Raw genomic sequence first — 23,442 nt, forward strand, 5'->3', positions numbered from 1 at the left:
GCGGGCGGCATCGATCGAAAGCGAGAGCGAACGCTGCCTTGGACTTGGGGTTTCCTGAGCTGGCGGGCAGACCTCATGTCATCGCCGGCGTTCGCTCCGGGTTACATCCCGCAGCGCACCCCTTAGATACCGGCTACCGACGCGGCCGCGGGGCCGACAACGAACCGCGGCATCGGCCTCGCGCCCGTCGGCACCGAGCCTGGAGGAACGAGCATGACCGAGCTTCACCCCGAGGTCGCGGCGGTCACCGAGCGCGTGGTGGCGCGCTCCCGCGAGACCCGGCGCGCCTATCTCGACCTGATCGCCCGCGAGCGCGAGGCGGGGGTCCGGCGGGGCAAGCTCGCCTGCGGCAACCTCGCCCACGGCTTCGCGGCCTCCGGCGAGGACAAGGCGGCGATCCGCGACGAGCGGACGGTGATGAACATCGGCATCGTCACCGCCTATAACGACATGCTCTCGGCCCATCAGCCCTACGGGCGCTATCCGGACCAGATCAAGCTGTTCGCCCGGGAGCGGGGCGCCACCGCCCAGGTGGCGGGCGGGACGCCGGCCATGTGCGACGGCGTCACCCAGGGCCAGACCGGCATGGAGCTGTCGCTGTTCTCCCGGGATACGATCGCCCTCTCCACCGCGGTGGCTCTGAGCCACGGCATGTTCGACGGCGCGGCGCTCCTCGGCATCTGCGACAAGATCGTGCCGGGCCTGCTGATCGGGGCGCTGCGCTTCGGCCACCTGCCGACGATCCTGATCCCGGCCGGGCCGATGCCCTCGGGGCTGGCCAACAAGGAGAAGCAGCGGATCCGCCAGCTCTATGCGGAGGGCAAGGTCGGACGCGCCGAACTGCTCGAATCCGAGTCGGCCTCCTACCATGCCGCCGGGACCTGCACGTTCTACGGCACCGCCAACTCGAACCAGATGATGATGGACATGATGGGCCTGCACATGCCGGGCGCATCCTTCATCAATCCCGGCACCAAGCTGCGTCAGGCCGTGACTCGGGCGGCGATCCACCGGCTCACCGAGATCGGCGCCGCCGGTAACGATTACCGGCCGCTCGGCCTCTGCGTCGACGAGAAGGCGATCGTGAACGCCGCCGTCGGCCTGCTCGCCACCGGCGGCTCGACCAACCACGCGATCCACCTGCCGGCCATCGCCCGCGCCGCCGGCATCGTGGTCGACTGGGAGGATCTCGACCGGCTCTCCAGCGCCGTGCCGCTGATCGCGCGCGTCTACCCGAATGGCGCCGGCGACGTGAACCACTTCCACGCCGCGGGCGGCATGAGCTTCGTGATGGCCGCGCTCCTCGATGCGGGCCTGCTGCACGACGACATCCTGACCGTGGCGGGCCAGTCGCTGCGCGACCATGCCCGCGATCCGAAGCTCGACGGCGACGACTTGGTCTTCGAGGAGGCGGTGCCGGAGAGCCTGGACGACACGATGCTCCGCCGGCCCGCCGACCCGTTCCAGCCGGACGGCGGCATGCGACTGGTGAAGGGCAATCTCGGCCGGGCGACGTTCAAGACCAGCGCCGTCGAGGACCAGCGCCGAACCATCGAGGCGCCGGCCCGGGTCTTTTCGGACCAGGACGAAGTGCTGAAGGCCTTCAAGGCCGGCGAGCTGGAGCGGGACGTGGTGGTGGTGGTCCGGTTCCAGGGTCCGAAGGCCAACGGCATGCCGGAGTTGCACAAGCTCACCCCGCCGCTGGGCGTGCTCCAGGACCGCGGCCACAAGGTCGCCCTGGTGACCGACGGGCGGATGTCGGGGGCGTCGGGCAAGGTCCCGGCCGCGATCCACCTGAGCCCGGAGGCCCTGGGCGGCGGCCCGATCGGGCGGATCCGAGACGGCGACATCGTCCGCCTCAGCGCGGCTGACGGGCTTCTGCAGGTACTGGTCGACGACGCGGAGTTTGCCGCGCGCCCCGAGGCCGAGGCACCGGAGCCCGCGCAGGGCACCGGGCGGGAGCTGTTCGCGTTCATGCGCCAGGGGTCCGACACGGCGGAGCGGGGCGCTTCGGCAATGCTCGCCGCCGCCGGCCTTTGAGAACCGCATCCAGGAGGTATCGGTCATGAACGATCTGACCAGCATCGACGCGCTGATGCGCTCCGTGCCCGTCATTCCGGTCCTGGTGATCGACGACGTGGCCCAGGCCCGCCCCATCGCCGAGGCCCTGGTGAAGGGCGGCCTGACCGCCCTGGAGGTCACCTTGCGCACGCCGGCAGCCCTCGAGGTGATCCGGGAGATGACCCGGGTCGAGGGGGCGGTTGTCGGGGCCGGGACGGTGCTCAATCCCCGCGACTTGGAGAACGCCCTGGCGGCGGGGGCCGAGTTCATCGTCTCGCCGGGACTCACCGACCCGCTGACCGACGCCGCCAAGGCCAACGGCGTGCCCTACCTGCCGGGCGTCGCCACGGCGGCCGACATCATGCGGGGCCTCGATCACGGGCTCGACCGGTTCAAGTTCTTCCCGGCCGAGGCCGCGGGCGGGATCAAGGCGCTGAAGGCGCAAGCGGCGGTATTCGGCGCGGTGCGCTTCTGCCCGACCGGCGGGATCACCGAAGCGAGCGCCCCGGACTGGCTGGCAATCCCGTCGGTGCTCTGCGTCGGCGGCAGCTGGGTGGTGAAGCCCGGCACGCCGGATCCCGCGGCGATCGAGCAGGCGGCCCGCGCCGCCGCCGGGCTGCGGAAGGCGACCTGAGATCGGATCGGTCCTGGCGCTAGCGCTTGTCCTCCGCCGGCTGCGGCTGGGGAGGGACAGCGCGGAGCGGGAGCTGCCCTACTCCGCCGGCAGCGGCTCCCGGCGCGCCCGGGGCACGAACACGCCGCCCTCAGGCTCCAGCGTGATCCGCCGGTCGTGGAAGGCGTCGAGGGTCGAGCGGTGGCCAATCGACACGATGGTCGTCCCCGGCAGCCGCTCGCGCAGCATCCGGTAGAGCGCAGCCTCGGAGGGCTCGTCCAGGGAGGCCGTCGCCTCGTCGAGGAACAGCCATTCCGGCTTGGACAGGATCGCCCGAGCGATGGCCAGCCTCTGCTGCTCGCCCCCGGAGAGGCGCCGCTCCCAGGTATCGGTCTCGTCCAGGCGATCCGCCAAATGGGTGAGCTGGGCGGCCGTCAGCGCATCCCTGATCGCCGCGTCGGAGAACTGGTCCGTGGTGTTCGGGTAGACCACGGCCCCGCGGAGCGTACCCTGCGGGATGTAGGGCCGCTGCGGCAGCACCAGGGCCGACTGCCCGGCCGGCACGTCGACCCGGCCCTTGCCGAACGGCCAGATCCCCGCGATCGCCCGGAACATTGTCGACTTGCCCGAACCGGAGGGGCCGGTGACCAGGGTTGCGCCGCCGCGCGGCAGCGTCAGCGCGTCGGCGGTGACGATCGGGCGGCCGTCCGGCAGGGCGAGGACGAGGCCCCGCGCGGTCACGTCGCCAGTGCTGTCGTTGCCCTGGATCAGTCCGTAGCCCGCATTCTCCAGCGCCTCGGCCTTCGTCATCGCACGACGGAAGGAGCCGAGACGGTTGGTATTGGCCTTGTAGGCGGCGAGCGTCGTGTAGGAATCCACGAAGAACGACAGCGAACTCTGCACCTGACCGAAGGCCTGCGAGGTCTGCTGCAGGGCGCCCAGGGTGATCTTCTTGGCGAAGAAAGACGGCGCCGCCAGCACCATCGGGAAGATCACGCTCGCCTGCCGGTAGCTGAACGTGAAGGCGATCAGCTTGATGCGGCGAAAGATGATGCCGATGTAGTTGTCGATGACGCTGTGGAACAGCGTCGCCAGCCGGGACGCCTCGGCACGCTCGCCGCGCAGCAGCGCGATCTGCTCGGAATAGATGCGGTTGCGGGCCAGGGCGAAGCGGAAATTCGCCTCGACCTGCTCCTGCCGGAAATCGAGCCCGATGAGCGGCCGTCCGATCAGGTGGGTGAGCCATGTGCCGACCACTGCGTAGGCGATGACCAGCCAGACCAGGAAGCCCGGGATCACCGCGTCGGTGAACGGCACCACGAAGTCGCGCGACAGGCCCCAGAGGATGACGATGAAGGAGACGAGCTGGGCGGCCTGGCTCAGAAGCCGGATCGACAGGGTCGTGGTCTGCACGATGAAGCTGTTGACATCGGCCTGGATACGCTGATCCGGGTTGTCGGCCTCCTCGTCGGTGAACGGGATCCGGTAATGCGTGCCGTTGCCGAGCCAGCGCTCGTACAGGCTGTGGGTCAGCCATGTGCGCCAGCGGATCAGCAGCGAGGAATCGACGAACAGGTCGAACATGCCGATGGCGATGTTCAGCGTGGCCAGCGGCACGAAGACCCAGAGCAGCTGGTACCAGAAGGCGTTTGCGTCGTACTCCTGCAGCGAGTTGTAGATATCGCGATAGAAGAAGTTGAACCGCAGCGTCAGCGCCACGTCGGCGAAGTTCACGAAGATGGAGAGCGCCACGAGGTTGCGCCCGATTCGCCCCTCGGTGGTTCCGAACCAGCGGAACAGACCGATCTCCTTCGTGGGCCTGTCGCGGTTGGCGAAGTAGGGGTCGGCGATGTTGGTGATCGCCCGGATCGGCTCGAGATACGAGATGCCGAGCACGATGGCGGCGAAGACCACGGCCCCGGTGGCCGCGAAGGCCGGCGGCAGCAGCGCCGCGATGACCGGCGGCAGCAGCCCCATCGCGGCGATCGTCTTCGACCCGGCGAGCAGCAGGTAGCCGACGCCGTAGACCGAGACGAAGACCTTCAGGTAGGCCGAGATGCCGTTCGACGCGACCAGGATGCCCGCCATGGCGAAGCCCGCGAGCGAGACGTAGAGCGGCGGGCTCGGGATGCCCGGAAACGCCAGCAGGATCAGCGCGGCCAGCGCCGTGAGGACGGCCTGGATTCCGAGCCCGGTCCTGAGTGCAGCCACGCGTCGATCTCCCATCCCCTCCACGCCCGCGGAAGGCGCTGCCGGCGGCCTTGGCCCCGGGTGATGGCGAGATAAGGGCACGTGCCCCGCGCTGTCGCGTGAAACTTTCGTCACGTGCCGACGGTGCGGCGATTTACGCGGGCCGCGCGCCTACCAGTTCCACTCCTCGAAGCCCGGCTCGCGGCACCGGTAGCCGATCGGGCATTGCGGGTTGTCCCGGGTCGGGGCGAAGCGCAGTTCCGCGATCTCGGAGCCGCTGCACTGGCCGGGGCCGCTGACGAAGCGCTCCGGAGCGGTCCCGGCGGCGATCACCACGTCGCCCTCGTTCCTCACCAGGGCCATCGCCTCGGCACAGGTCATCCGTGCGGTCATCGAGCCGCGCGGCGCCCGCGACTGGGCATGAGCCTCCGCCCCGGCCACGAGCGCGGCGAGGTGGGTCAAGAGCAAAGCGAGGGCCAACGGCCGCATCGGGAACGGGTTCCGGCACACACACCCGGGAAGAAAGCCCGCGGGTCTGGCGCCATCCTGCACAAGCGGGCCGTCCGAGACTGTCACCGGAATGTGCCACCACGCCGCTTTCGCCGTCGGACCGCCGCAATCGGCCGATTATGAGATTCCGGGATCGCCGGATGCAGCTGTAGATTTGTGATCGCGGACGCCTGCGCGGGCGTCCCCGGCACGACGGCGCGACCGGCCCTCCGGCACGCGTCTCCGGCGCCGGGCGTGCCGGCCGACCGGCGCCGGAGCCAAGGGACCCAGCGATGTCCGCCCTCTCGATCCTCGACATCTCCGCCGTGCGCGCCGCGCCCGTCTCCCGCGAGCCCTACGTCTACACGCTCGGCAACAACGTCCTGAATCCCGACGCGATCGACGACATCCGCCGCGACTTCCCCGACATCGCCAAGCCCGGCTACCTCACCGTCGACGAGGTCGCCCTCAAGGGCCGGTTCAAGGCGCTGATCGACGAACTGGAGAGCGACGCGTTCTCGGAGATCCTCGGCGAAAAGTTCGGGATCGACCTCGTCTCATGCCCGCGGCTGACCACCATCATGCGCCGCAGCCAGCTCAAATACGGCTCGATCCACACCGACGGCCCCTCGAAGGTGCTGACCCTGCTCGTCTACATGAACGACGCCTGGGACGCCCCGGCCGCCGGCCGCCTGCGGGTGCTGTACGACGGGCGCAACTACGAGCCCTTCGCGGTCGAGGTGCCGCCGACCATGGGCACGATGTTCGCCTTCCTGCGCGCCGACAATTCCTGGCACGGCCACGAGCCCTTCGAGGGCGAGCGGCGGGTGGTGCAGGTCGCGTGGCTGAAGGACGCGTCGGAATTGGAGCGCAAGCGCAAGCGCAACCGCACGGCCCAGTTCCTGAAGGGTATCTTCGGCCGCTGATCGGACAAACGGGGGGGATCATGGGGGCGGTCGTGCTGGCGAATCCGGGCGACGGGGAGCATTCCGGCTCCCGGCGCCGCTACGCCCTGCCGGCGCTCCTGGTCCTGGGCTGGATCGGCCTCTTCGCCTACAGCATCGCCTACCTGACGGAGGATCTGCCGTTTCGCCCCGCGCCGGTCTCCGCCGGGCCGCGCGCGGCCCCACACCGGGTCGTGATGCTCGACAGCCCCGACGAGCCGGCGCCACCCGCGGAGGCGACGGGGCCTGACGCCCCGTCGAACACCCCTTCGACCGCCATGGCGGCGTCGGGACCGCAGGCGGCCGCGGCGATGCCGGGCGATGCGGCAAAGGCCCCGCCGGCAGCGGTACCGACTCCTGCCCCTGTGTCGGCCCCTGTGTCGGCCAACGTCGACTATGTCGGCGTCTGGGGGCCGACCCACGAAGCCTGCGGGACCCGGTCGCGGCGCCGGGGCTACATCCCGGCCACGATCACGCAGGATCGCGCCCGCGCCGGCCGGACGATCTGCACCTTCCACGACACGCGGCGGGCCGGCGCCGCCTGGGTCACCTCGGCCGAATGCAGCGATCGCGGCCGGCACTGGTCCTCCCAGGTCCGCCTGCAGGTGGACGGAGACCATCTGACCTGGTCGAGCAGCCGCGGGACCTCGGCCTATATCCGCTGCGGCCGGCGCGCCGGCTGAGCCTCTCGGGCGTCCGCCGCGCGCAGGACGATCCGCGCGGCGGCCCGGCTCGGCGTATCGGCTTCCGCGAGCCGCATCCGTCCGTCGATCCGGGCGAGGGCGGCGAGTTGCGCGTCGCGCTCGGCACCGCCCACCAGCAGCGGCCTCAGTGCCTCCGCGAGAGGCCCGGGGGTGCAGGCGGCCTGGACGAATTCCGGCATGGCGTTCTCCGCCAGGATCAGGTTCGGCAGCACGATGCTCGGGACCTGGATGAGCCGACGGGCGATGATCTCCTCGGCCCGCGACACCTTGTAGGCGACGACCATCGGGACGCCGGCGAGGGCCAGTTCCAGCGTCACCGTGCCGGAAGCGGCGAGCGCCGCCCGGGCCTCCCGGAAGGCCGCGTATTTCGGCGCCTCGCCGGTCACGATCCGGACCGGCACCGGCCAGTCGGCGGCCATCCGTTCGAGCAGCGCCCGGTGGCGGGTCACGGCGGGCAGCAGCGCCTCGATCGCGAGCGTGCCGGCCACCCGCGCGAGCGCCGCCCCGAAGACCGGCATGAGCCGCTCGATCTCGGACCGGCGGGAGCCGGGTAGCACCACGAGGCTGTAGGGGACGGCTTCGCGCCGCCGCCGCTCGGCTCCGATTGGCCGAAGTTCCGGAAGGCGCTCGATCAGCGGGTGCCCGACATAGGTGCAGGGCGGGCCGCCCAGCCGCCGGTGTGCGTCGGGCTCGAACGGCAGGAGCGCCAGGACATGGTCGATGAACGGCCGCATGCCCTTCGCCCGCCAGGGCCGCCAGGCCCAGACGCTCGGCGAGACGTAGTCGATGATCGGGATCTCGGGGGACGCTTTGCGCACCCGCCGCGCGACCGCGTGGGTGAAACCGGGGCTGTCGATGATCACCAGCACGTCCGGCTTGGCGCGGACCGCATCCGCAACGGTCTCGCGGATGCGCCTCAGGAGCGTCGGCGCGCGGGCGAGCACCGGCAGGTACCCCATCACCGCCACGTCATCCATGGGGAACAGGGACGAGAACCCTTCCTCCGCCATGGCCTCGCCGCCGACACCGCCGAAGACCACGCCGGGGGCCGCCTCGCGCAGAGCCCGCATCAGCTTGGCGCCGAGCTGGTCACCGGAATCCTCGCCGGCCACGAGCCAGATGGTGCGCGGCTGGGTCATCGCGCAGGTCCCGGCACCCGAGGGATCACGCCGCGCCTCCGTAGCCGATGACGAACAGACCGAGGCGATCGGCCTCGGCAGCCGTGGCGGCCCGGTCGATGACCAGGGTGCCGCCGGCCTCCAGCGCCAGGCCGACGCAGCCGGCCCGCGCCGCGTTCCGGACCGTGCGCGGCCCCACCGCCGGCAGATCGATGCGCCGGTCCTGGCCGGCCTTGGGAGCCTTCACCAGAACGGTCGCGGGCATCGCCCGTCCGAACCCGAACGGCCGGCGCCCCAGCGCTCGAGCCCGCGCCAGCATCCGGTCGGTGCCCTCAGGCCCCTCCACGGCGAGGACGCGGTCGCCGGCCACGGCCACGGCCTGCCCCAGATCGTGAGACGAGAGCGCCTCCAGCACGGCGCGCCCAGCGCGGATCGACGCGGCCGCCCCGGCATCCGGTGTCCGGCACCCCAGGGGTCCCTCAGGGCACAGCAGGTCCGGGGCGGCCTCATGGACGCCAATGACCCGGTGGCCCTCCTCCTCCACCAGCGCGAGCGCGGCGCGCAGGAGGCGATCGTCGCCGCCGCCCGCAATGGCCCGCAGGGCCTCCCGGTTGCGCAGGGCAGCGCCGGCATTGAGGATCGCGGCCGGGCTCGGCCGGGCGACGCCGCCGGCCGGCACCACGAGCGCCGGCCCCCAGCGCCGCAGCAACTTCAGGGTGGCGGCGAGGTCGAGGAGATCGACCGTGGCGTCGGCGACCCCGCGCAGGACCGGCCCCGTGAAGCCGCGCAACGCGATGACCCGGAAGGGTCGCTGCGTCCGGCGCAGCGACTCGGCGACGAGTTCCGGCAGGCGTCCGGCCCCGGCGATCAGGACCAGAGCCCCCTCGGGCACGGGATCGGCCTCGGCCACGGCTCGGCCGTTCAGGCGGCGCTGATCGGGGTCGGGAGCTCGCGCGGCGTGCAGATCGAGCGCTTGCCGCCGAGCCGGATGAAATCGAGGATCTCGCGAACCGCCGCGTGCGATTCGAAGGTCGCGGCCACGTCCTCGACGCGCTCCATCAGCGTGCCCTCCGGGGCGAAGAGCAGTCGGTAGGCGCGCCGCAGGGCGTGAATGTCCTCGCGGGCGAAGCCGCGGCGCTGCAGGCCGATGATGTTGAGCCCCGACAGGTAGGCCCGGTTGCCCAGCACCATGCCGTAGGGGATGCAGTCGTTCTCCAGGCCTGACAGGCCGCCCACGAAGGCATGCGCGCCGACCCGGGCGAACTGGATCACGGCGGCGCCGCCGCCGAGGATCGCATAATCGCCCACGCTGCAATGGCCCGCCAGCATGACGTTGTTGGAGAAGATCACGTGCGCGCCGACGCGGCAATCGTGGCCCACGTGGGAATTCGCCAGGAAGGTGCAGTGATCGCCGACCACGGTCTCCAGGCCGCCGCCGCTGGTGCCGGGATTCATGGTCACGCCTTCCCGGATCAGGCAGTCGGCGCCGATCGTCAGGGTCGAGGCCTCGCCCCGGTACTTCAGATCCTGCGGCGGATGACCGATCGACGCGAAGGGGAAGATCCGCGTGCGGGCTCCGACGGTGGTGCGGCCCGCCAGCACGACGTGGCTGATCAGCTCGCAGTCCCGCCCGAGGACCACCTCGGGGCCGACGTGGCAGAACGGTCCGATGCGCGCCCCGTCACCGATCTCGGCGCCGGACTCGACGACGGCGCTCGGGTGGATGAAGGGGGCGCTCACTCCGTCACCAGCATGGCGCTGATCTCGGCCTCGGCGACCAGCGTGCCGTCGACGCGGGCCTCGCCACGGAACCACCACATGGTCCGGCGCTGATTCAGCTTCGTCATATGGAAGCGCACCTGATCCCCGGGGGTGACGGGCTTGCGGAACTTGCACTTGTCGATGGTCATGAAGAACACCTGCTTGGTGTTCCGCCCGTCCGCCCGGATGTGGCGGCAGCAGATCGCACCCGCCGTCTGCGCCATGCCTTCGATCAGGAGCACCCCCGGAAAGACCGGCATGTCCGGGAAATGGCCCATGAATTGCGGCTCGTTGGCCGTGACGTTCTTGATGCCGACGCAGGACTCGTCCCGGTCGATCTCGACGATGCGGTCCACCATCAGGAACGGATAGCGGTGCGGCAGCAGCTCCAGCAGCGTCTGGATATCGGCTATGCCCAGCTCGGTGCCGGTCTCGCGCGCCGCCTCACTCATCGAAATCCGCACCTCGACTTGCCGCCCGCAGCGGCCTGAATCCGGCCGCCATCGACGAACGGAGCGCCCTCTTCGGCAGAAATCGCCGGAAGCGCAAGGCCTTCCCGGTCACGCGCCGTCGTCGGAGGCATCCTTCCCCGACCGTTCGGCGAGGCGCGCCAGGGTCGTCAGTTCGCGGAACCAAGCCCGCACAGGCTTGGCGGGCGTTCCGCCCCAGCGGCTGCCCGGCGGCACGTCCCGGTTGACGTTGGACGAGCCGGCAATCTGTGACCCGCGGCCGATCCGCAGGTGGCCGACGACCCCGACCTGCCCGCCGAGGACGACGTAATCCTCGAGCGTGGTCGAGCCCGAGATGCCGACGCCCGACACGATGATGCAGTGGCGGCCGATCACGACGTTGTGGGCGATCTGTACGAGGTTGTCGATCTTGGTTCCCTCACCGATCACGGTGTCGCGGGAGGCCCCCCGATCGACCGTGGTGTTGGCGCCGATCTCGACATCGTCCTGGACGATCACCCGCCCGACCTGCGGCACCTTGAGATGGGTCGCGCCCATGGCGAAGCCGAACCCGTCCTGGCCGAGCCGCGCACCCGGATGGAGGATCACCCGGTTTCCGAGAAGGGCGTGACTGAGCGTCGACCCGGCCCCGATCGCGCAGTCGCGCCCGATGCGGACGCCCGGGCCGATCACCGCGTTCGGGCCGATCACGGTTCCGGCGCCGATCTCGGCGTCAGGCCCGATTACGGCGCCCGGATCGACGGTGACGCCGTCCTCGAGACGGGCGTCGGGATGGACATGGGCGCCGGGTGCGATGCCGCGGGCGGCGAATTGCGATCCGGGACGGAGGGCGTCCGGATGAAGGCGCCCGAGCAGGGTCGCGTACACGCGGTAGGGATCGCGACACACCAAGGCGACAGTGTCGGCCGGGCAGCGGGCGGCGAACCGTGGGGAGACCAGGCACACGCCCGCACGCGTGGCGGCGAGGGCATCGCCGTAGCGGGCATTGTCCATGTAAGCGAGATGCTCCGGGCCGGCGCTCTCCAGGGAGGCGGCACCGATGAGCCGCTGCTCCGGATCCGCCCCCGAGGGCAGGGTCGTACCAGCGGCCGCTGCGATCTCGGCCAGGGCGAGGCCGGTGGCGGCGGTGAAGAAGACGGGATCTGTCATGTGCGATAACGCGCCGACCGGGATGATCCGGCCGGCGCGCGAGGCTGTGATCAGAAGCGCGAGCCGCCGGAGAAGCGGAACGCCTGGGTCTGATCCTTGCCGATATGACCGTACTTGCCGAGGATCGGGACGAACACCTTCTCACCCTCGTCCTTCGTCAGAGCGTAGGCGTAGTCGAACCGGATCGGGCCGAGCGGCGAGTTCCACAGGATGGAGGCGCCGATCGAGGAGCGGATCGCGGACGTATCGCGGACGTTCACGCATTCCGGCTCGACGCCGATCGTGAAGGCGTTGAAGTTACACTTTCCGGTCTGCGGCGAGATGCCGTTGATGAACGCATCGCCGTTCACGTTGAACGCCCTCTGGCCGTGGTAGCCGAACAGCGTGCCGGCATCGGCGAAGAGCGCGCCCTTCAGGCCCAGATCGCGCGGAACCGCAGGAAGCGGGAACTGCACTTCGAGGGTACCGCCGATATAGGTCGAGCCGCCGATCGCGTTCGAGCGCGCATCGGCGATGCCGACGTCGCGCGGACCGATGCCGTTCGGCGCGAAACCGCGAACGAGCGACGGGCCGAGGAAGAACTGGTCGGTCACACGAAGCGGATCGTTGTTGAGCGACGAGATGTGGCCACCCTGGAAGCGGATGAAGCCGACCACGTCCTCGAAGATCTCCTTGTAGTAACGCGCATCGGCGGTCACGCGGAAGAACTTCGAGTCGCCGCCCAGCCCCGCGACGTCGGGCTTCAGTTCGGCGTAGAGGCCGTTCCGCGGTGCGCCGATCACGTCCAGCGTCGAGTAGGCGAGCGTCAGGCCGGCCAGCGAGGTCAGCGTATTGCCCTGCGAACCCTTGATGGCGATCGAGGCTTCGCCGTCATACGCACAGTTCGGATAGACCGACTGACCGCCGATGTTCCGACCCGTGTTCGGGTCGATCGTCCCGGCCGCGTAGGTGGCGGTGTAGCCCGGGATCGGGATCGAGCAGTCGTTGTACGGCCGCTTGAGGGTGTTCGGCACCTTCAGCTCGGTGTTGTACAGCGAGTAGCGCAGCGTGATGCCGAACTCCTCGGTGATCGGCAGGCCGAGGCGCAGCTGGCCGCCGTAAACCGTAGTCTCGTAGCGCGAGTACCGGGTCAGGTCGGAGTACTTGTAGAAGGCATCGAAGCCGGCGGCGAGCCGGTAGCCCAGGAAGTAAGGCTCGGTGAACGAGAAATCGACGCCGCGCGAGTACTGGCCGCCCGTGCCGGCGAGCCGGACGTACTGGCCGCGACCGAGGAAGTTCGACTCGGAAACCGAGACCTCGCCGATGATGCCGTCCTGGGTGGAGTAGCCGCCCGCCACCGAGAACGAACCCGTGGGCTGATCCTCGACGTCGATGTTGATGACCACGCGGTCAGGCGCCGAGCCCGGCTCGTTGGAGAAGCGGACCTTCTTGAAGAAGCCCAGGCCGTTCAGGCGCCGCTCGGCGCGGTCGGTCAGCACGCGGTTGTAGGCATCGCCTTCCGCGATATCGAGTTCGCGGCGGATCACGTAGTCGCGGGTGCGGGTGTTGCCGCGGATGTTGATGCGCTCGACGTAGACGTGCGGGCCATCCTCGACCACGAAGCCCAGGGAGACCTGGTGGCTCCCCGGATCGCGCTGGCCGGTGGGACGGACCTGCGCGAACGGATAGCCGGCGCGGTTGACCTCGCGGGTGACGTTGTTGAGCGTCTTCTCGACGTCGTCGGCGTTGTAGACGTCGCCCACGGCGGTGGCGACATCGCTGTCGAGCTTCGTCGTGTCGAGGCCCGGCAGACGCGAATCCACCTGGACGGCCCCGACCTTGTACTGCTCGCCCTCGTTCACCGTGACGGTGATGACGTAGCCGGACTTGTCGCCCTCGACGTAGCGCGCGTCGGCGTTGACCACCTGAAAGTCGGCATAGCCGTTCTTCAGGTAGTAGCGGCGCACCTGATCGAGGTCGTTGGTGATGCGGTCCGGATCGTAGACGTCGGAGGTCTTGATGAACGACAGGAAGTTCATCTCCGAGGAGCTCATCAGCCCCTTCAGGGTCCGCTCCGAGAAGGCGTTGTTGCCGACGAAGTTGATCGAGAGGATGCCGGTCTTATCGCCCTCGTCGATCTGATAGATCACGTCGACGCGGCCGTTGGGCAGGTCGACCGTCCGGTAGGTCACCTTGGCGGTCCCGCGGCCGAAGCGCTTGTAGACGTCGCGGATGCGGGCGAGGTCGGCGTTGATGATCGCCTCGCTGTAGGGGCCCCGCGCCTTGGCCTCGACCACCCCCTCGAGGGTGCCCTTCTCGATCTTCTTGTTGCCCTCGAAGACCACGCGGTTGATCAGGTTGTTCTCGCGGACGGTCACCACCGTGCGGCCGCCGGACTGGGCGACCTTCACGTCGGAGAACATCCCGCTCGCGAGCAGGTTGCGGCGGGCCTCCTCGGCCGAACCCGACGCCGTCCCGGTCACGTAGGACCGGATCGTGTCGGCATCGACGCGCTGGTTGCCCTGGACGACGATCTGCTGCGCCTGTGCGGCCCCGCTCAGGACGACGCCAAGACCCGCAGTGACTAGGACGATGGTTTTCCGCACCGACTTCCGTCGGGGCTTCCCCGTCAACGACATCATGCAATCGCCCGTTTCTGTTCTGGTCGCGGGGGTTAGCCCGTCACAGGCGACCGTTGATCGGCCGTCCCGTCACCTGGTCCAAGCGTGGCTTCGGTCCAAGCGTAGCTCTTAGCGGGATTCCCCTGCCAAGCAAACGCGCGGTCGGCCATCGTCAGGGGATTTTGGGGGGTCGTGGCCTTCGCGCCACTTAACGGTGCCGTCACCCTGCCGACAATCCGCGGATCGTGGTGAACGGGACGTAAACGCCTGTGCCCACGGGCGTTTTCAGGCCCGCTCCCGTTCCCGCAAACACGATGGTAACCGTGTTTCGCACCGCCGCGACGGCGCCATCGAGGCCGYGGCCGGGCGAGATCGCGGCGGCATTGGGGCACCCTTTCCGGTGGAGATCCGGCGGAACCGCCGGACCCCGCGGTGGTCCGGGATCAGGTGTTGCGCCAGGAGGCACCGAGATTGAGGATATCGTTCCAGGCGGCGAACAGCATCAGCATCAGAACCAGGGCGAGGCCGATGCGGAAGCCGATCTCCTGGGCGCGCTCGCTGAGCGGACGGCCGCGCACGATCTCGAAGGCGTAAAACAGGAGGTGGCCGCCATCGAGCAGCGGCACCGGAAACAGGTTCAGGAGACCGATCGAGACGGAGAGCAGCGCGATCAGGCCGACGAGGCCGCCGACGCCCCCGGTCTTGGCGACCTCGCCGGAGACGCGGGCGATGCCGATGGGGCCGGACAGCTGGTCGGCGGATTCGCGGCCCGTGGCGAGCTTGCTCAGATACGAGAAGGTGCGCTCGACCACGAAGTAGGTCTCGCGCACGCCGAGATCCAGGGAGTCCAGCGCCCCGTACCGCACCAGCTTGGCCTCCGAACCCGCCGGCGACCGGATGCCGAGACGGCCGATCCGGTGGCGGCCGAAGGGCGTCTTCTCCTCGAAGGTGGCCGGCGTCGCCTGGATGGTGATGGGCTGCTCGTTGCGCTCGACCGTGAAGGTCAGCGGCGTGCCGGCGCTGCCGGTCACCGTGCGGTACATGGCGTTGAAGTCGCCGATCTTCTCGCCGTCGATAGCGGTGATCACGTCACCGGGCTGGAAGCCGGCCTGGGCGGCGACACTGCCCGCCTCTACCGCAGAGACCCGGGCGGGCAGCTCGTAGCGACCGCCGAGCCAGATCGCGCCGGCGAACAGCAGGATCGCCAGGATGAAGTTCGCCACCGGCCCGGCGGCGACAATGGCGGCGCGCTTGGACACCGGCTGGGTCGGGAAGCTGATTGCCCGCTCCTGCGGGGTCATCCGGGCGACGGCCTCGGGATCGGGCACGCTGGCGCCGTTCACGTCGCCGTGAAACTTCACATAGCCGCCGAGGGGGATCGCGCAGAGCTTCCAGCGGGTCCCGCGGCGATCGTTGAAGCCGAACAGCTCCGGCCCGAAGCCGAGCGAGAAGGCGTGCACGCCGACGCCGCACCACCTCCCGACCAGGAAGTGCCCCATCTCGTGCACGAAGACGACGACGGTGAGCACGAACAGGAATGGGATCACCGCGCCGAAGAAACTGCCGGCGGTGCCGCCCATCGCATTGAGGAAGTCCATGAGCCGTTCCCTGGCCGTCGTCGCGCCGGCTTCTCGGGCCAGGCATCGCACCAGTCTAGCAGATCGGCGGTGCCGACCGCCAACGCAATCCTGCGTGCCGGTCGCGCGAGGTCGCACGCGCCGTCCGCTTCCGCACCGGCCGGCCGATCCTCAGATGGCCCCCGTCAATGGCCGCCTCCGCCGCCGCCCACGGCGATCGGACGCCGGATCATCGGAACGGCACAGGCCATGGCTAGGAACAGCACCGTGAGGGCCAGGAACACGTCCTCGAACGCCATCACCAGGCCCTGGATGCGCACCGTGTTGGACAGGGCCTTCAGCGCCATGTCGGACGCGGCGCTGCCATAGGCATCGAAGCCCTGCCGCATCGTGTCGAGGCGCTCCAGCGCGGCCGTGTTCGCCCAGGTGAAGCGCTCGTGGAGGCGCGAGAGGTGGAGGTCCCAGCGGTCGTTGAGGATCGTGTTGATCAGGGCGAGGCCGACGGCCCCGCCGAGGTTGCGCGTCAGGTTGAAGAGCCCGGACGCATTCTTCATGCGCGCCGGCGGCAGCGTCCCGAGGGCGATGTTGTTGATCGGGATCATGCACAGCATCAGCGAGCAGCCGCGCAGCACCTGCGGCAGCAGCAATTCGTAGAAGTCCCAGTCCTTGGTGAGCCCGGTGACGATCCAGGTGCCGCAGGCGAAGCCGACGAATCCGATCCCCATCATGATCCGCGGATCGACCTTCCCGGACAGCCGGCCGGCGATGGGAGCGGTGGCGAACATGCACAGGCCGGAGACGAACATCGTCTCGCCGATCATCAGCGCCGAATAGCCCCGTACGCGGGCGAGATAGACCGGGTAGATGTAGGTCAGCCCGTAGAGCCCGATGCCGAGCACGAAGCTCGCGACGCAGCCGCTGGCGAAGTTACGGTCCGAGAAGGCCCGCAGATCGACGATCGGCTGCTTGGCGGTGAAGACCCGCCAGAAGAACAGCAGCGCCGATATCCCGCAGACCGCCGCACAGGCGAAGACCGTCTCGTCCTGAAGCCAGTCGTGATTCGGTCCCTCCTCGAGCACGTATTCGAGACAGCCGAGGAAGCCGGCCATGAAGGCGAGTCCGGCCCAGTCGAACGACTTGATCAGGCCGTAGTTGGGCTGGTCGAAATCGACCAGGATCCAGGTCGAGACCGTCACGAAGATTCCCGGCACGACGTTGATCAGGAACAGCCAGTGCCAGGACATCAGGTCGGTGAGGTAGCCGCCCACCGTGGGTCCGATGGTCGGCGCGAGGGTCGCCACGAGGCCGATCATCGGCGACACAATGGTCCGCTTGGAGGGCGGGAAGATCGTGAAGGCCGCGGCGAACACCGTTGGGATCATGCCGCCGCCGATGAAGCCCTGAAGCGCCCGCCAGACGATCATCTCGCCGATCGACGACGAGGTGGCGCACATCAGGCTCATGACGGTGAAGCCGCCGGCCGAGATCGCGAACATCCAGCGCGTCGAGAGCACCCGCGACAGCGTGCCGGAGAGCGGGATCGAGATGACCTCGGCGATGAGGTAGCTGGTCTGGACCCAGGGGATCTCGTCCCCCGAGGCCGAGAGGCCGGCCTGGATCTCGTTCAGGGAGGCCGAGACGATCTGGATGTCCAGGATCGCCATGAACATGCCGAACACCATGCAGACGAACGCCACCATGCGGCGGCGGTCGAGGGGCGGCTCGGCGGCGCGGGCGGGCGCTCCCGGCGCGAGGGCGGCGGTGGCGGCCATGAACGGTCTCAGCGGCTCGCGGTGCTGACGGGCTGGGCGGCCGAGGCCCGGTCCAGCACCGACCGATCCGCACCGGAACGGGTATCGACCCGGACGACGACCGACAGGCCCGGACGCAGCAGGCCCTCGCGGGCGACGTCCTCGGGCACGCGGACACGCACAGGCAGGCGCTGGACGATCTTGGTGAAGTTCCCCGTCGCGTTGTCGGGTGGCAGCAGGCTGAACACCGAGCCGGAGGCCGGCGAGAACGATTCCACCACCGCGTGGATCTCGCGGTCGGGATAGGCGTCGACCGTCACCGTCACCGGCTGGCCCGGACGCATGCGCTGGACCTGGGTCTCCTTGAAGTTCGCGTCGATCCGCACACTCTGGAGCGGCACGAGGGCGGCAATCCGCGTGCCGGGGCCGACATAGGCGCCGGCCTCGACGGCCTTGTTGCCCACCACGCCGTCGAAGGGGGCACGGATCACCGTGAAATCGAGGTCGCGGCGCGCCCGGTCCACGGCGGTGCGGAGTTCCGCCGCCAGGCTCTCCGCCTCGCGCTTCTGCGCCTGGAGGACGTCGACGTTGGCGCGGGCGGCGACCAGGCCGGCCTCCATGGCCTTGACCGACGCCTCGGTCCGGTCGCGGTCGGCGCGGGTCTGATCGATGCGCGACTTGGCGACGTAATCCGCCTGCATCTGCGTCGACCGTATGAAATCGGCCTGGGCGCGGACGGCGTCGGCGCGCGTCGCATCGAGTTGCGCGGCGGCTTGGGCGACCTGCGCCTGCGCGGCTTCGGTCTGGCGGGCGATGCGGGTGATGGTGCTCTGTTGCGTCGCGAGCTTGTCCTGCGCCGCCTGAAGGGCGAGGCGGTAATCGCCATCGTCGAGCTTGGCGATCACGTCGCCCTTCTTCACCGACAGGCCGTTCACCACCGGTACGGCGTCGAGGTAGCCCGACACCTTCGCGGCGAGCACCGAGATGTCGGCCTGCACATAGGCATCATCCGTCGAGACGAAGAACCGTCCGACTGACCACCATTGCCATCCCTCGTAGGCCCCGCCGATCGCGGTGGCGAACAGCAGGACGAGAAGGACGAACCTCTTGAGCGGACGCCTGCGGGGCGCTGTCGTCTCCGGCGCGGCCCGATTCGACTCTACCGCCGGCATCGGAGCGGAGACCGGTGCACGTGGCGCAGGATGCTCGGCCCGATCCTCGTCGCCGGCCTCGATACGGGCGTCGATGCCGGAATGGGGTCGATCCGCGTCCTCGCGAAGGGACATCTGACGCCTCAAGACTGATGACCGAACCGTTCGGTCAGTGAACGGGCACGTCTTGACGCGCCGTCGAAGAAGCCGCAGGTTATGTTGACCGAACGGTTCGGTCAAGCGCGGCAGCGCCTCGGAGGTGGAGCGGAACGATGGCTCAGGGTGCGGTGCTGGAGCGGCAACAGGCTCAGTACGAGGGCGACAAGCGTCGGCAGATCCTCGACGGCGCACGGACCGTTTTCCTGGCGGCCGGGTTCGACGGTGCCAGCATGGGCGAGGTCGCCCGGGCAGCGGGCGTCTCGAAAGGGACGCTCTACGTCTACTTCGACAGCAAGGAAGACCTGTTCGAGGCGCTGATCATTCAGGAGAAGTCCAGCCTGGCCGAGGCTCTCTTCACCCTCGACGCGGAGAACCCCGATGTGCCGGGCGTCCTAACCCGGCTCGGCACGAGCTTCCTGACGGAAATGTGCCGGCCCGAACACGTGTCGGTGGTCCGGATGGTGATCGGTGCCTGCGAGAAATTCCCGCGCTTCGGCCAAGCCTTCTACGAGGCAGGGCCGGCCTGCGGCGTCGAGCGCCTGTCGGCTTACCTCGACGCGCAGGTCGAGGCCGGCCGGCTGAGGATCGCCGATACGGAACTCGCCGCCCGTCACTTCCTGCATCTCTGCCAGGCCGGCTTGCTGACCCGCCTGCTGTTCCGGGCCGGCGGGGTCGCGAGCGAGGCGGAGACGCGCCATCAGGTCGACGAGGCGGTGCGGATGTTCCTGGCCGGCTACGGCGCGCTCCGCTGAAAGAAACCGCTCGCGACGGAGAAGAAGGCCGTCAGCCCGCCGCGCGCAGTTCCGGCAGGACCTCGGCACTCCAGATCCGGACATGCGCATCGATGGCGAGGGCCTCGTCGACGTCGGCCGGGGCGGTCCGGTACGACCCGGCGAAATGCGTGCAGGCGCGCTCGACCAGATCGCTGATCCCATAGAAGCCGATCCGGCCGGCGATGAACGCCGCCACCGCGATCTCGTTGGCCGCATTCATCACGGTCGGCGCCGCACCGCCGGCGGCCAGGGCCGCCCGGGCGATCCGCAGGCACGGGAATCGCGCCTCGTCCGCCGCCTCGAAGGTCAGCGACCCGAGCGTCACGAAGTCGAGGGACCGTCCCCGCTGGATGGTGAGGCGGTCGCCGAGGCCGAGGCAGTGCGAGATCGGCACCCGCATGTCGGGCAGCGCCAGCTCGGCGGTGACGGCGCCGTCGAGCCAGTAGACCATCCCGTGGATCACCGATTGCGGGTGCACGACGACGTCGAGGCGCTCCGGCTCGATGCCGAACAGGTGGTGCGCCTCGATCAGTTCGAGGCCCTTGTTCATGAGGCTGGCCGAATCGATGTTGATCTTCATGCCCATCGACCAAGTCGGATGGGCGGCCGCCTCGGCCGCGGAGGCGGCGGCGATCCGCTCGCGGCTCCACGTGCGGAACGGTCCGCCCGAGGCCGTGATCATCATGGTGCGGACGTCGGCGAGCGGCCGGCCGGCGAGCGCCTGGCTCAGGGCATCGTGCTCGGAATCCATCGGCAGGATCGTGGCCCCGTAGCGCGCGGCGTCGCGCATGAACGCGTCGCCGGCACAGACCAAGCTCTCCTTGTTGGCGAGCGCGACCTTGCGGCCGAGGCGGAGCGCCGCGTGGGTCGATTTCAGGCCGGCCGCGCCGCTCACCGCCGCGACGACGATGTCGGCATCCCGGGCGACCGCCTCCATGACGGCCCCCTCCCCGGCCCCATTGGGGATGCCGGAGCCGGACAGTGCCTCGGCGAGCGCCGGGCCGGCCGATTCGTCGGCGAGGGCCGCGAAGGATGCATTCAGCTCCCGCGCGACCTTGGCCAGCGCGACGGGATCCCGGCCGCCCACGAGGGCACCGACGCTGAACCGGTCCGCATGCTGGGCGAGCAGGTCGGCGGTGGAGCGGCCGATCGAGCCGGTGGCGCCGAAGACGGTGACGACCTGGGTCACGGGTTCAACTCCCTCATCGTCACGGGATCAGACCGCCCCCGCGCAGGGCCAGGTAGAGAGCCGCCAGAACGGCGACCGCGAAGAAACCGTCGAGCCGGTCCATGACGCCGCCATGACCCGGGATGATCTTGCCGGAATCCTTCACGCCGTAGCGGCGTTTCAGACCAGATTCGATGAGGTCCCCCGCCTGGCTGAGGATCGAGGCCACGGCACTCACGCCCGCCACCACCGGGAGGGAGGCGGCGCTGGGCAGGGTCATGCCGGCAAGATCGGCGATGACCGGGACGAGTGTCCCGGCCGCGACCGCGCCGATCAGGCCCCCGATCGCGCCGGACCAGGTCTTGTTGGGCGAGACCCGGGGCATCAGCTTCGGTCCGCCGATCTTCCGGCCGGCGAAATATGCGGCGATGTCGGTGGACCAGACCACCGCGAACATCCAGGCCGGCCCGACGAGGCCGATGGCGGGGTCATCGCGCAGGGCCACGGGCACCGCCGCGATCGCCGCCGCGCCGAGCACGCCGACGAGAGCCCGCAGCCGTCCCCGGCCGGTCCGCGCCACCGTGGCGCAGGCGGCGGCGCCCAGCAGCAGGACGGCGATGCAGGCCGAGGCCGGGGCGCCGCCGCGCTGGCAGAGGAGCAGGGCGCCGAGCGTCGCGGCCCCCAGGGCGATCAGCATCTCGCGGGGCTCGGTGCGGCTCATCACCATCCACTCGGCGAAGCCGACGATGCCGGCAGCGAGCCAGATCCCCGCGAACGGCCAGCCGCCATAGACGAGCGCGGCCAGCACGCCGCCCCCGAGCACGAGGCCCGAGGCGACGCGCAGCCACAGCTCGCGCCGCCCCGAGGGACGCGCGGCCGGTGCGGCGGCGGAGGTCACAGGCGTCTCGGCCTGCGCCTCAGACCTGCATGATTTCCTTCTCCTTGGAGGCCAGCACGCCGTCGATCTCGGAGATGAACTGATCAGTCGCCTTCTGTACGTCGGCGGCCTGGCGCTTCTCGTCATCCTCCGAGATGGCGCTGTCCTTCAGGAGCTTCTTTAGGTGGTCGAGCCCGTCCCGGCGAACGTGGCGCACGGCGACGCGCGCCTCCTCGGTGTACTTGTGGGCGACCTTGACCATCTCCTTGCGGCGCTGCTCGTTCATCTCGGGGATGCGGAGCCGGATGGTCTGCCCCTCGGTCTGCGGGTTGAGGCCGAGGTCGGATTCGCGGATCGCCTTCTCCACGGCCGTGACCATGCTGCGGTCCCAGACCGAGATCGACAGGAGCCGGGGCTCCGGCACGCTGACCGTGGCGACCTGGGCCATCGGCATCATCGAGCCGTAGGCATCCACCTGGATCGGGTCGAGCAGCGAGGGCGTCGCACGGCCGGTGCGCAGGGATCCGAGGTCCTTCGAGAGCGAGGAGACCGCGCCCTGCATCCGGCGCTTGAGGTCGTTGAGGTCGAATTCCGGTGTGGCCATGATGGTCGTCCCGACACGTCTGACGTTGTCTTGAGCCCGGCTTGGGCAGTCGCGGCCTCAATGGACGAATTTCTTCAGGGCCGCAAACCGTTGCGCCGGCATTCCCGCCGCGGCGTCAGGGCACAACGAGGGTCGAGGGTGCCTCGCCCGACAGGATCGCGGCAATGGAGCTCGGCGGGTGCAGCGATCCGACGAGGATCGACAGCCGGCTCTCCCGGGCCAGGGCGAAGGCCGCCGTGTCCATGACCTTGAGATCGCGGGCGATAGCCTCGTCGTGGGTGATCCGGTCGTAACGGGTGGCGCTCGGATCCTTCTTGGGATCGGCCGAATAGACGCCGTCGACCTGCGTGGCCTTGAGAACCGCGTCGCAGCGCAGCTCGGCGGCGCGCAGCACCGCGGCGGTGTCGGTGGTGAAGAACGGATTGCCGGTGCCACCGGCGAGGACGACCACCTGACCCTTGTCCAGATGATGGAGCGCAGGCTGGCGGGCATAGGTCTCGCAGATGGTCGGCATCGAGACCGCCGACATCGTGCGCGCCTGGACGCCCGCGGCGTTGAGCGCCGTCTCGATGGCCAGGGAGTTCATGACGGTGGCCATCATGCCGAGCGAATCCCCGGTCGCTCGGTCGATCCAGCCGGCCGCCGAGATCCGCGCGCCGCGGATCATGTTGCCGCCGCCAACCACGATGGCGATCTCGGCGCCCGCCTCGATGGTGCGGGCGATGTCCTCGGCCAGCCCCGCCAGCGTCGGCGGGTGCAACCAGTAGCCGTCCGGGGCGGCGAGCGCCTCACCCGACAGCTTCAGCAAGATCCGGCGAAACGGCGTCGTATCCGGCATCGGGGTTCCCGGCTCCATCCCGCATCGCGCAAGCCGGGAGGCTTCTACGTCAGGCGCGGGAGCCACGTCGAGGGGTTCCGGGCGATCCGGCGCGCCGCACCGGTCGAATCGCAACCGACGCTTGAGGCCGCGTGGATGAAGCGCCCGCATATCGGGCGCGGCGCCGGCACGCGCGAAGGCGCGCCGGCGCCGGCTGTCAGCTGCCCGCCAGGACGCCGACGGCGCCCAGGACGGTCATCACGAGACCGGACGCGAACACGCCGATCATCAGGTAGGAGAAGGATTTCAAAGCCATGCCGACGAGATAGCGCAGCGCCGCAAATCGAGGTGTGCGCCGCAGCACGATCCGCAGCGGAACGCTTTCGCAGGTCCAGAAACGAGCAGCCCCGCCCGGCTTGCGCCGGGCGGGGTTGCTCTCGCTGCGGTCCGGCGCGCCGGGTGATCG

21 protein-coding genes are annotated in these 23,442 nt (G+C 69.7%); 5 read left to right on the top strand and 16 right to left on the bottom strand.

The window, feature by feature from the left end:
- Positions 1–213 precede the first annotated feature (213 nt).
- Complete coding sequence (edd, locus tag ACXJKQ_RS04345; RefSeq protein ID WP_457104546.1) at positions 214–2,040, top strand: phosphogluconate dehydratase; 1,827 nt, start codon at positions 214–216, stop codon at positions 2,038–2,040.
- A gap of 25 nt (positions 2,041–2,065) precedes the next feature.
- Positions 2,066–2,695, top strand: coding sequence for a bifunctional 4-hydroxy-2-oxoglutarate aldolase/2-dehydro-3-deoxy-phosphogluconate aldolase (eda, locus tag ACXJKQ_RS04350; RefSeq protein ID WP_457104547.1), 630 nt, complete (start codon positions 2,066–2,068; stop codon positions 2,693–2,695).
- A gap of 78 nt (positions 2,696–2,773) precedes the next feature.
- Here eda and ACXJKQ_RS04355 read toward each other — a convergent pair whose 3' ends face one another.
- Together ACXJKQ_RS04355 and ACXJKQ_RS04360 are read right to left on the bottom strand one after the other, a co-directional pair.
- Positions 2,774–4,885: an ABC transporter ATP-binding protein/permease gene (locus ACXJKQ_RS04355; protein WP_457104548.1), complete on the bottom strand. Its 2,112-nt coding sequence runs from the start codon at positions 4,883–4,885 to the stop codon at positions 2,774–2,776.
- Positions 4,886–5,035: 150 nt separating this feature from the next.
- Entirely contained in the window at positions 5,036–5,353 is a 318-nt protein-coding gene (locus tag ACXJKQ_RS04360; RefSeq protein WP_457104549.1) for a hypothetical protein, read from the bottom strand.
- Between the two features lie 293 nt (positions 5,354–5,646).
- On the opposite strand from ACXJKQ_RS04360, the gene ACXJKQ_RS04365 reads away from it, so the two are divergent.
- Together ACXJKQ_RS04365 and ACXJKQ_RS04370 are read left to right on the top strand one after the other, a co-directional pair.
- Positions 5,647–6,279 (top strand): 2OG-Fe(II) oxygenase, encoded by a 633-nt coding sequence (locus ACXJKQ_RS04365; protein ID WP_457104550.1) that lies wholly within the window; start codon positions 5,647–5,649, stop codon positions 6,277–6,279.
- A 20-nt stretch (positions 6,280–6,299) separates the two neighbouring features.
- Entirely contained in the window at positions 6,300–6,980 is a 681-nt protein-coding gene (locus ACXJKQ_RS04370; RefSeq protein WP_457104551.1) for a peptidase inhibitor family I36 protein, read from the top strand.
- Here the strand turns inward: ACXJKQ_RS04370 and lpxB are convergent.
- From lpxB to ACXJKQ_RS04415, 9 genes are all read right to left on the bottom strand, one after another.
- Positions 6,950–8,140 carry a lipid-A-disaccharide synthase gene (gene lpxB / locus ACXJKQ_RS04375; RefSeq protein WP_457104552.1) on the bottom strand — a complete coding sequence of 397 codons (1,191 nt, stop codon included), beginning with the start codon at positions 8,138–8,140 and terminating at the stop codon, positions 6,950–6,952. The genes ACXJKQ_RS04370 and lpxB overlap by 31 nt on opposite strands.
- A gap of 25 nt (positions 8,141–8,165) precedes the next feature.
- Complete coding sequence (locus ACXJKQ_RS04380) at positions 8,166–9,029, bottom strand: LpxI family protein (RefSeq protein WP_457104553.1); 864 nt, start codon at positions 9,027–9,029, stop codon at positions 8,166–8,168.
- 11 nt (positions 9,030–9,040) lie between these two features.
- Entirely contained in the window at positions 9,041–9,859 is an 819-nt protein-coding gene (gene lpxA / locus ACXJKQ_RS04385) for an acyl-ACP--UDP-N-acetylglucosamine O-acyltransferase (protein ID WP_457104554.1), read from the bottom strand.
- Positions 9,856–10,332, bottom strand: coding sequence for a 3-hydroxyacyl-ACP dehydratase FabZ (fabZ, locus tag ACXJKQ_RS04390; protein WP_331317020.1), 477 nt, complete (start codon positions 10,330–10,332; stop codon positions 9,856–9,858). The genes lpxA and fabZ overlap by 4 nt, the downstream gene beginning before the upstream one ends.
- A gap of 108 nt (positions 10,333–10,440) precedes the next feature.
- Positions 10,441–11,499, bottom strand: a complete 1,059-nt coding sequence (gene lpxD / locus ACXJKQ_RS04395) for a UDP-3-O-(3-hydroxymyristoyl)glucosamine N-acyltransferase (RefSeq protein WP_457104555.1) — start codon at positions 11,497–11,499, stop codon at positions 10,441–10,443.
- Positions 11,500–11,549: 50 nt separating this feature from the next.
- The gene (gene bamA, locus ACXJKQ_RS04400) at positions 11,550–14,120 is read right to left on the bottom strand and encodes an outer membrane protein assembly factor BamA (RefSeq protein ID WP_457104556.1); all 2,571 of its coding nucleotides are present in this window, start codon (positions 14,118–14,120) and stop codon (positions 11,550–11,552) included.
- Positions 14,121–14,542: 422 nt separating this feature from the next.
- Positions 14,543–15,697, bottom strand: a complete 1,155-nt coding sequence (locus tag ACXJKQ_RS04405) for a M50 family metallopeptidase (RefSeq protein WP_457104557.1) — start codon at positions 15,695–15,697, stop codon at positions 14,543–14,545.
- Positions 15,698–15,861: 164 nt separating this feature from the next.
- Positions 15,862–17,448, bottom strand: a complete 1,587-nt coding sequence (locus ACXJKQ_RS04410; protein WP_457104558.1) for a DHA2 family efflux MFS transporter permease subunit — start codon at positions 17,446–17,448, stop codon at positions 15,862–15,864.
- Positions 17,449–17,456: 8 nt separating this feature from the next.
- Positions 17,457–18,713 (bottom strand): HlyD family secretion protein, encoded by a 1,257-nt coding sequence (locus ACXJKQ_RS04415; RefSeq protein WP_457104559.1) that lies wholly within the window; start codon positions 18,711–18,713, stop codon positions 17,457–17,459.
- Between the two features lie 137 nt (positions 18,714–18,850).
- Between ACXJKQ_RS04415 and ACXJKQ_RS04420 the strand changes: the two genes are divergently transcribed.
- Positions 18,851–19,489, top strand: a complete 639-nt coding sequence (locus ACXJKQ_RS04420) for a TetR/AcrR family transcriptional regulator (protein ID WP_457104560.1) — start codon at positions 18,851–18,853, stop codon at positions 19,487–19,489.
- Positions 19,490–19,520: 31 nt separating this feature from the next.
- On the opposite strand, the gene dxr is transcribed toward ACXJKQ_RS04420, so the two are convergent.
- From dxr to ACXJKQ_RS04445, 5 genes are all read right to left on the bottom strand, one after another.
- The gene (gene dxr, locus ACXJKQ_RS04425; protein WP_457104561.1) at positions 19,521–20,699 is read right to left on the bottom strand and encodes a 1-deoxy-D-xylulose-5-phosphate reductoisomerase; all 1,179 of its coding nucleotides are present in this window, start codon (positions 20,697–20,699) and stop codon (positions 19,521–19,523) included.
- 19 nt (positions 20,700–20,718) lie between these two features.
- A complete protein-coding gene (locus tag ACXJKQ_RS04430) occupies positions 20,719–21,576 on the bottom strand; it encodes a phosphatidate cytidylyltransferase (protein ID WP_457104562.1) in 858 nt (285 codons plus the stop codon).
- Between the two features lie 19 nt (positions 21,577–21,595).
- Positions 21,596–22,159 carry a ribosome recycling factor gene (gene frr, locus ACXJKQ_RS04435; RefSeq protein ID WP_457104563.1) on the bottom strand — a complete coding sequence of 188 codons (564 nt, stop codon included), beginning with the start codon at positions 22,157–22,159 and terminating at the stop codon, positions 21,596–21,598.
- A 115-nt stretch (positions 22,160–22,274) separates the two neighbouring features.
- Positions 22,275–22,997 (bottom strand): UMP kinase, encoded by a 723-nt coding sequence (pyrH, locus tag ACXJKQ_RS04440; protein ID WP_457104564.1) that lies wholly within the window; start codon positions 22,995–22,997, stop codon positions 22,275–22,277.
- Positions 22,998–23,193: 196 nt separating this feature from the next.
- The gene (locus tag ACXJKQ_RS04445; RefSeq protein ID WP_457104565.1) at positions 23,194–23,340 is read right to left on the bottom strand and encodes a hypothetical protein; all 147 of its coding nucleotides are present in this window, start codon (positions 23,338–23,340) and stop codon (positions 23,194–23,196) included.
- Positions 23,341–23,442 lie beyond the last annotated feature (102 nt).

The organism is Methylobacterium sp. P5_C11, assembly GCF_054049775.1.

Excerpts from the sequence above, each read along its gene's own strand:
- ACXJKQ_RS04405 (WP_457104557.1), bottom strand. The coding sequence starts at position 15,697 with ATGGACTTCCTCAATGCGATGGGCGGCACCGCCGGCAGTTTCTTCGGC.
- ACXJKQ_RS04370 (WP_457104551.1), top strand. The coding sequence starts at position 6,300 with ATGGGGGCGGTCGTGCTGGCGAATCCGGGCGACGGGGAGCATTCCGGC.
- ACXJKQ_RS04415 (WP_457104559.1), bottom strand. The coding sequence starts at position 18,713 with ATGTCCCTTCGCGAGGACGCGGATCGACCCCATTCCGGCATCGACGCC.
- bamA (WP_457104556.1), bottom strand. The coding sequence starts at position 14,120 with ATGATGTCGTTGACGGGGAAGCCCCGACGGAAGTCGGTGCGGAAAACC.
- eda (WP_457104547.1), top strand. The coding sequence starts at position 2,066 with ATGAACGATCTGACCAGCATCGACGCGCTGATGCGCTCCGTGCCCGTC.
- ACXJKQ_RS04365 (WP_457104550.1), top strand. The coding sequence starts at position 5,647 with ATGTCCGCCCTCTCGATCCTCGACATCTCCGCCGTGCGCGCCGCGCCC.
- ACXJKQ_RS04410 (WP_457104558.1), bottom strand. The coding sequence starts at position 17,448 with ATGGCCGCCACCGCCGCCCTCGCGCCGGGAGCGCCCGCCCGCGCCGCC.
- lpxD (WP_457104555.1), bottom strand. The coding sequence starts at position 11,499 with ATGACAGATCCCGTCTTCTTCACCGCCGCCACCGGCCTCGCCCTGGCC.
- ACXJKQ_RS04360 (WP_457104549.1), bottom strand. The coding sequence starts at position 5,353 with ATGCGGCCGTTGGCCCTCGCTTTGCTCTTGACCCACCTCGCCGCGCTC.
- pyrH (WP_457104564.1), bottom strand. The coding sequence starts at position 22,997 with ATGCCGGATACGACGCCGTTTCGCCGGATCTTGCTGAAGCTGTCGGGT.
- frr (WP_457104563.1), bottom strand. The coding sequence starts at position 22,159 with ATGGCCACACCGGAATTCGACCTCAACGACCTCAAGCGCCGGATGCAG.
- lpxB (WP_457104552.1), bottom strand. The coding sequence starts at position 8,140 with ATGACCCAGCCGCGCACCATCTGGCTCGTGGCCGGCGAGGATTCCGGT.
- ACXJKQ_RS04420 (WP_457104560.1), top strand. The coding sequence starts at position 18,851 with ATGGCTCAGGGTGCGGTGCTGGAGCGGCAACAGGCTCAGTACGAGGGC.
- edd (WP_457104546.1), top strand. The coding sequence starts at position 214 with ATGACCGAGCTTCACCCCGAGGTCGCGGCGGTCACCGAGCGCGTGGTG.
- fabZ (WP_331317020.1), bottom strand. The coding sequence starts at position 10,332 with ATGAGTGAGGCGGCGCGCGAGACCGGCACCGAGCTGGGCATAGCCGAT.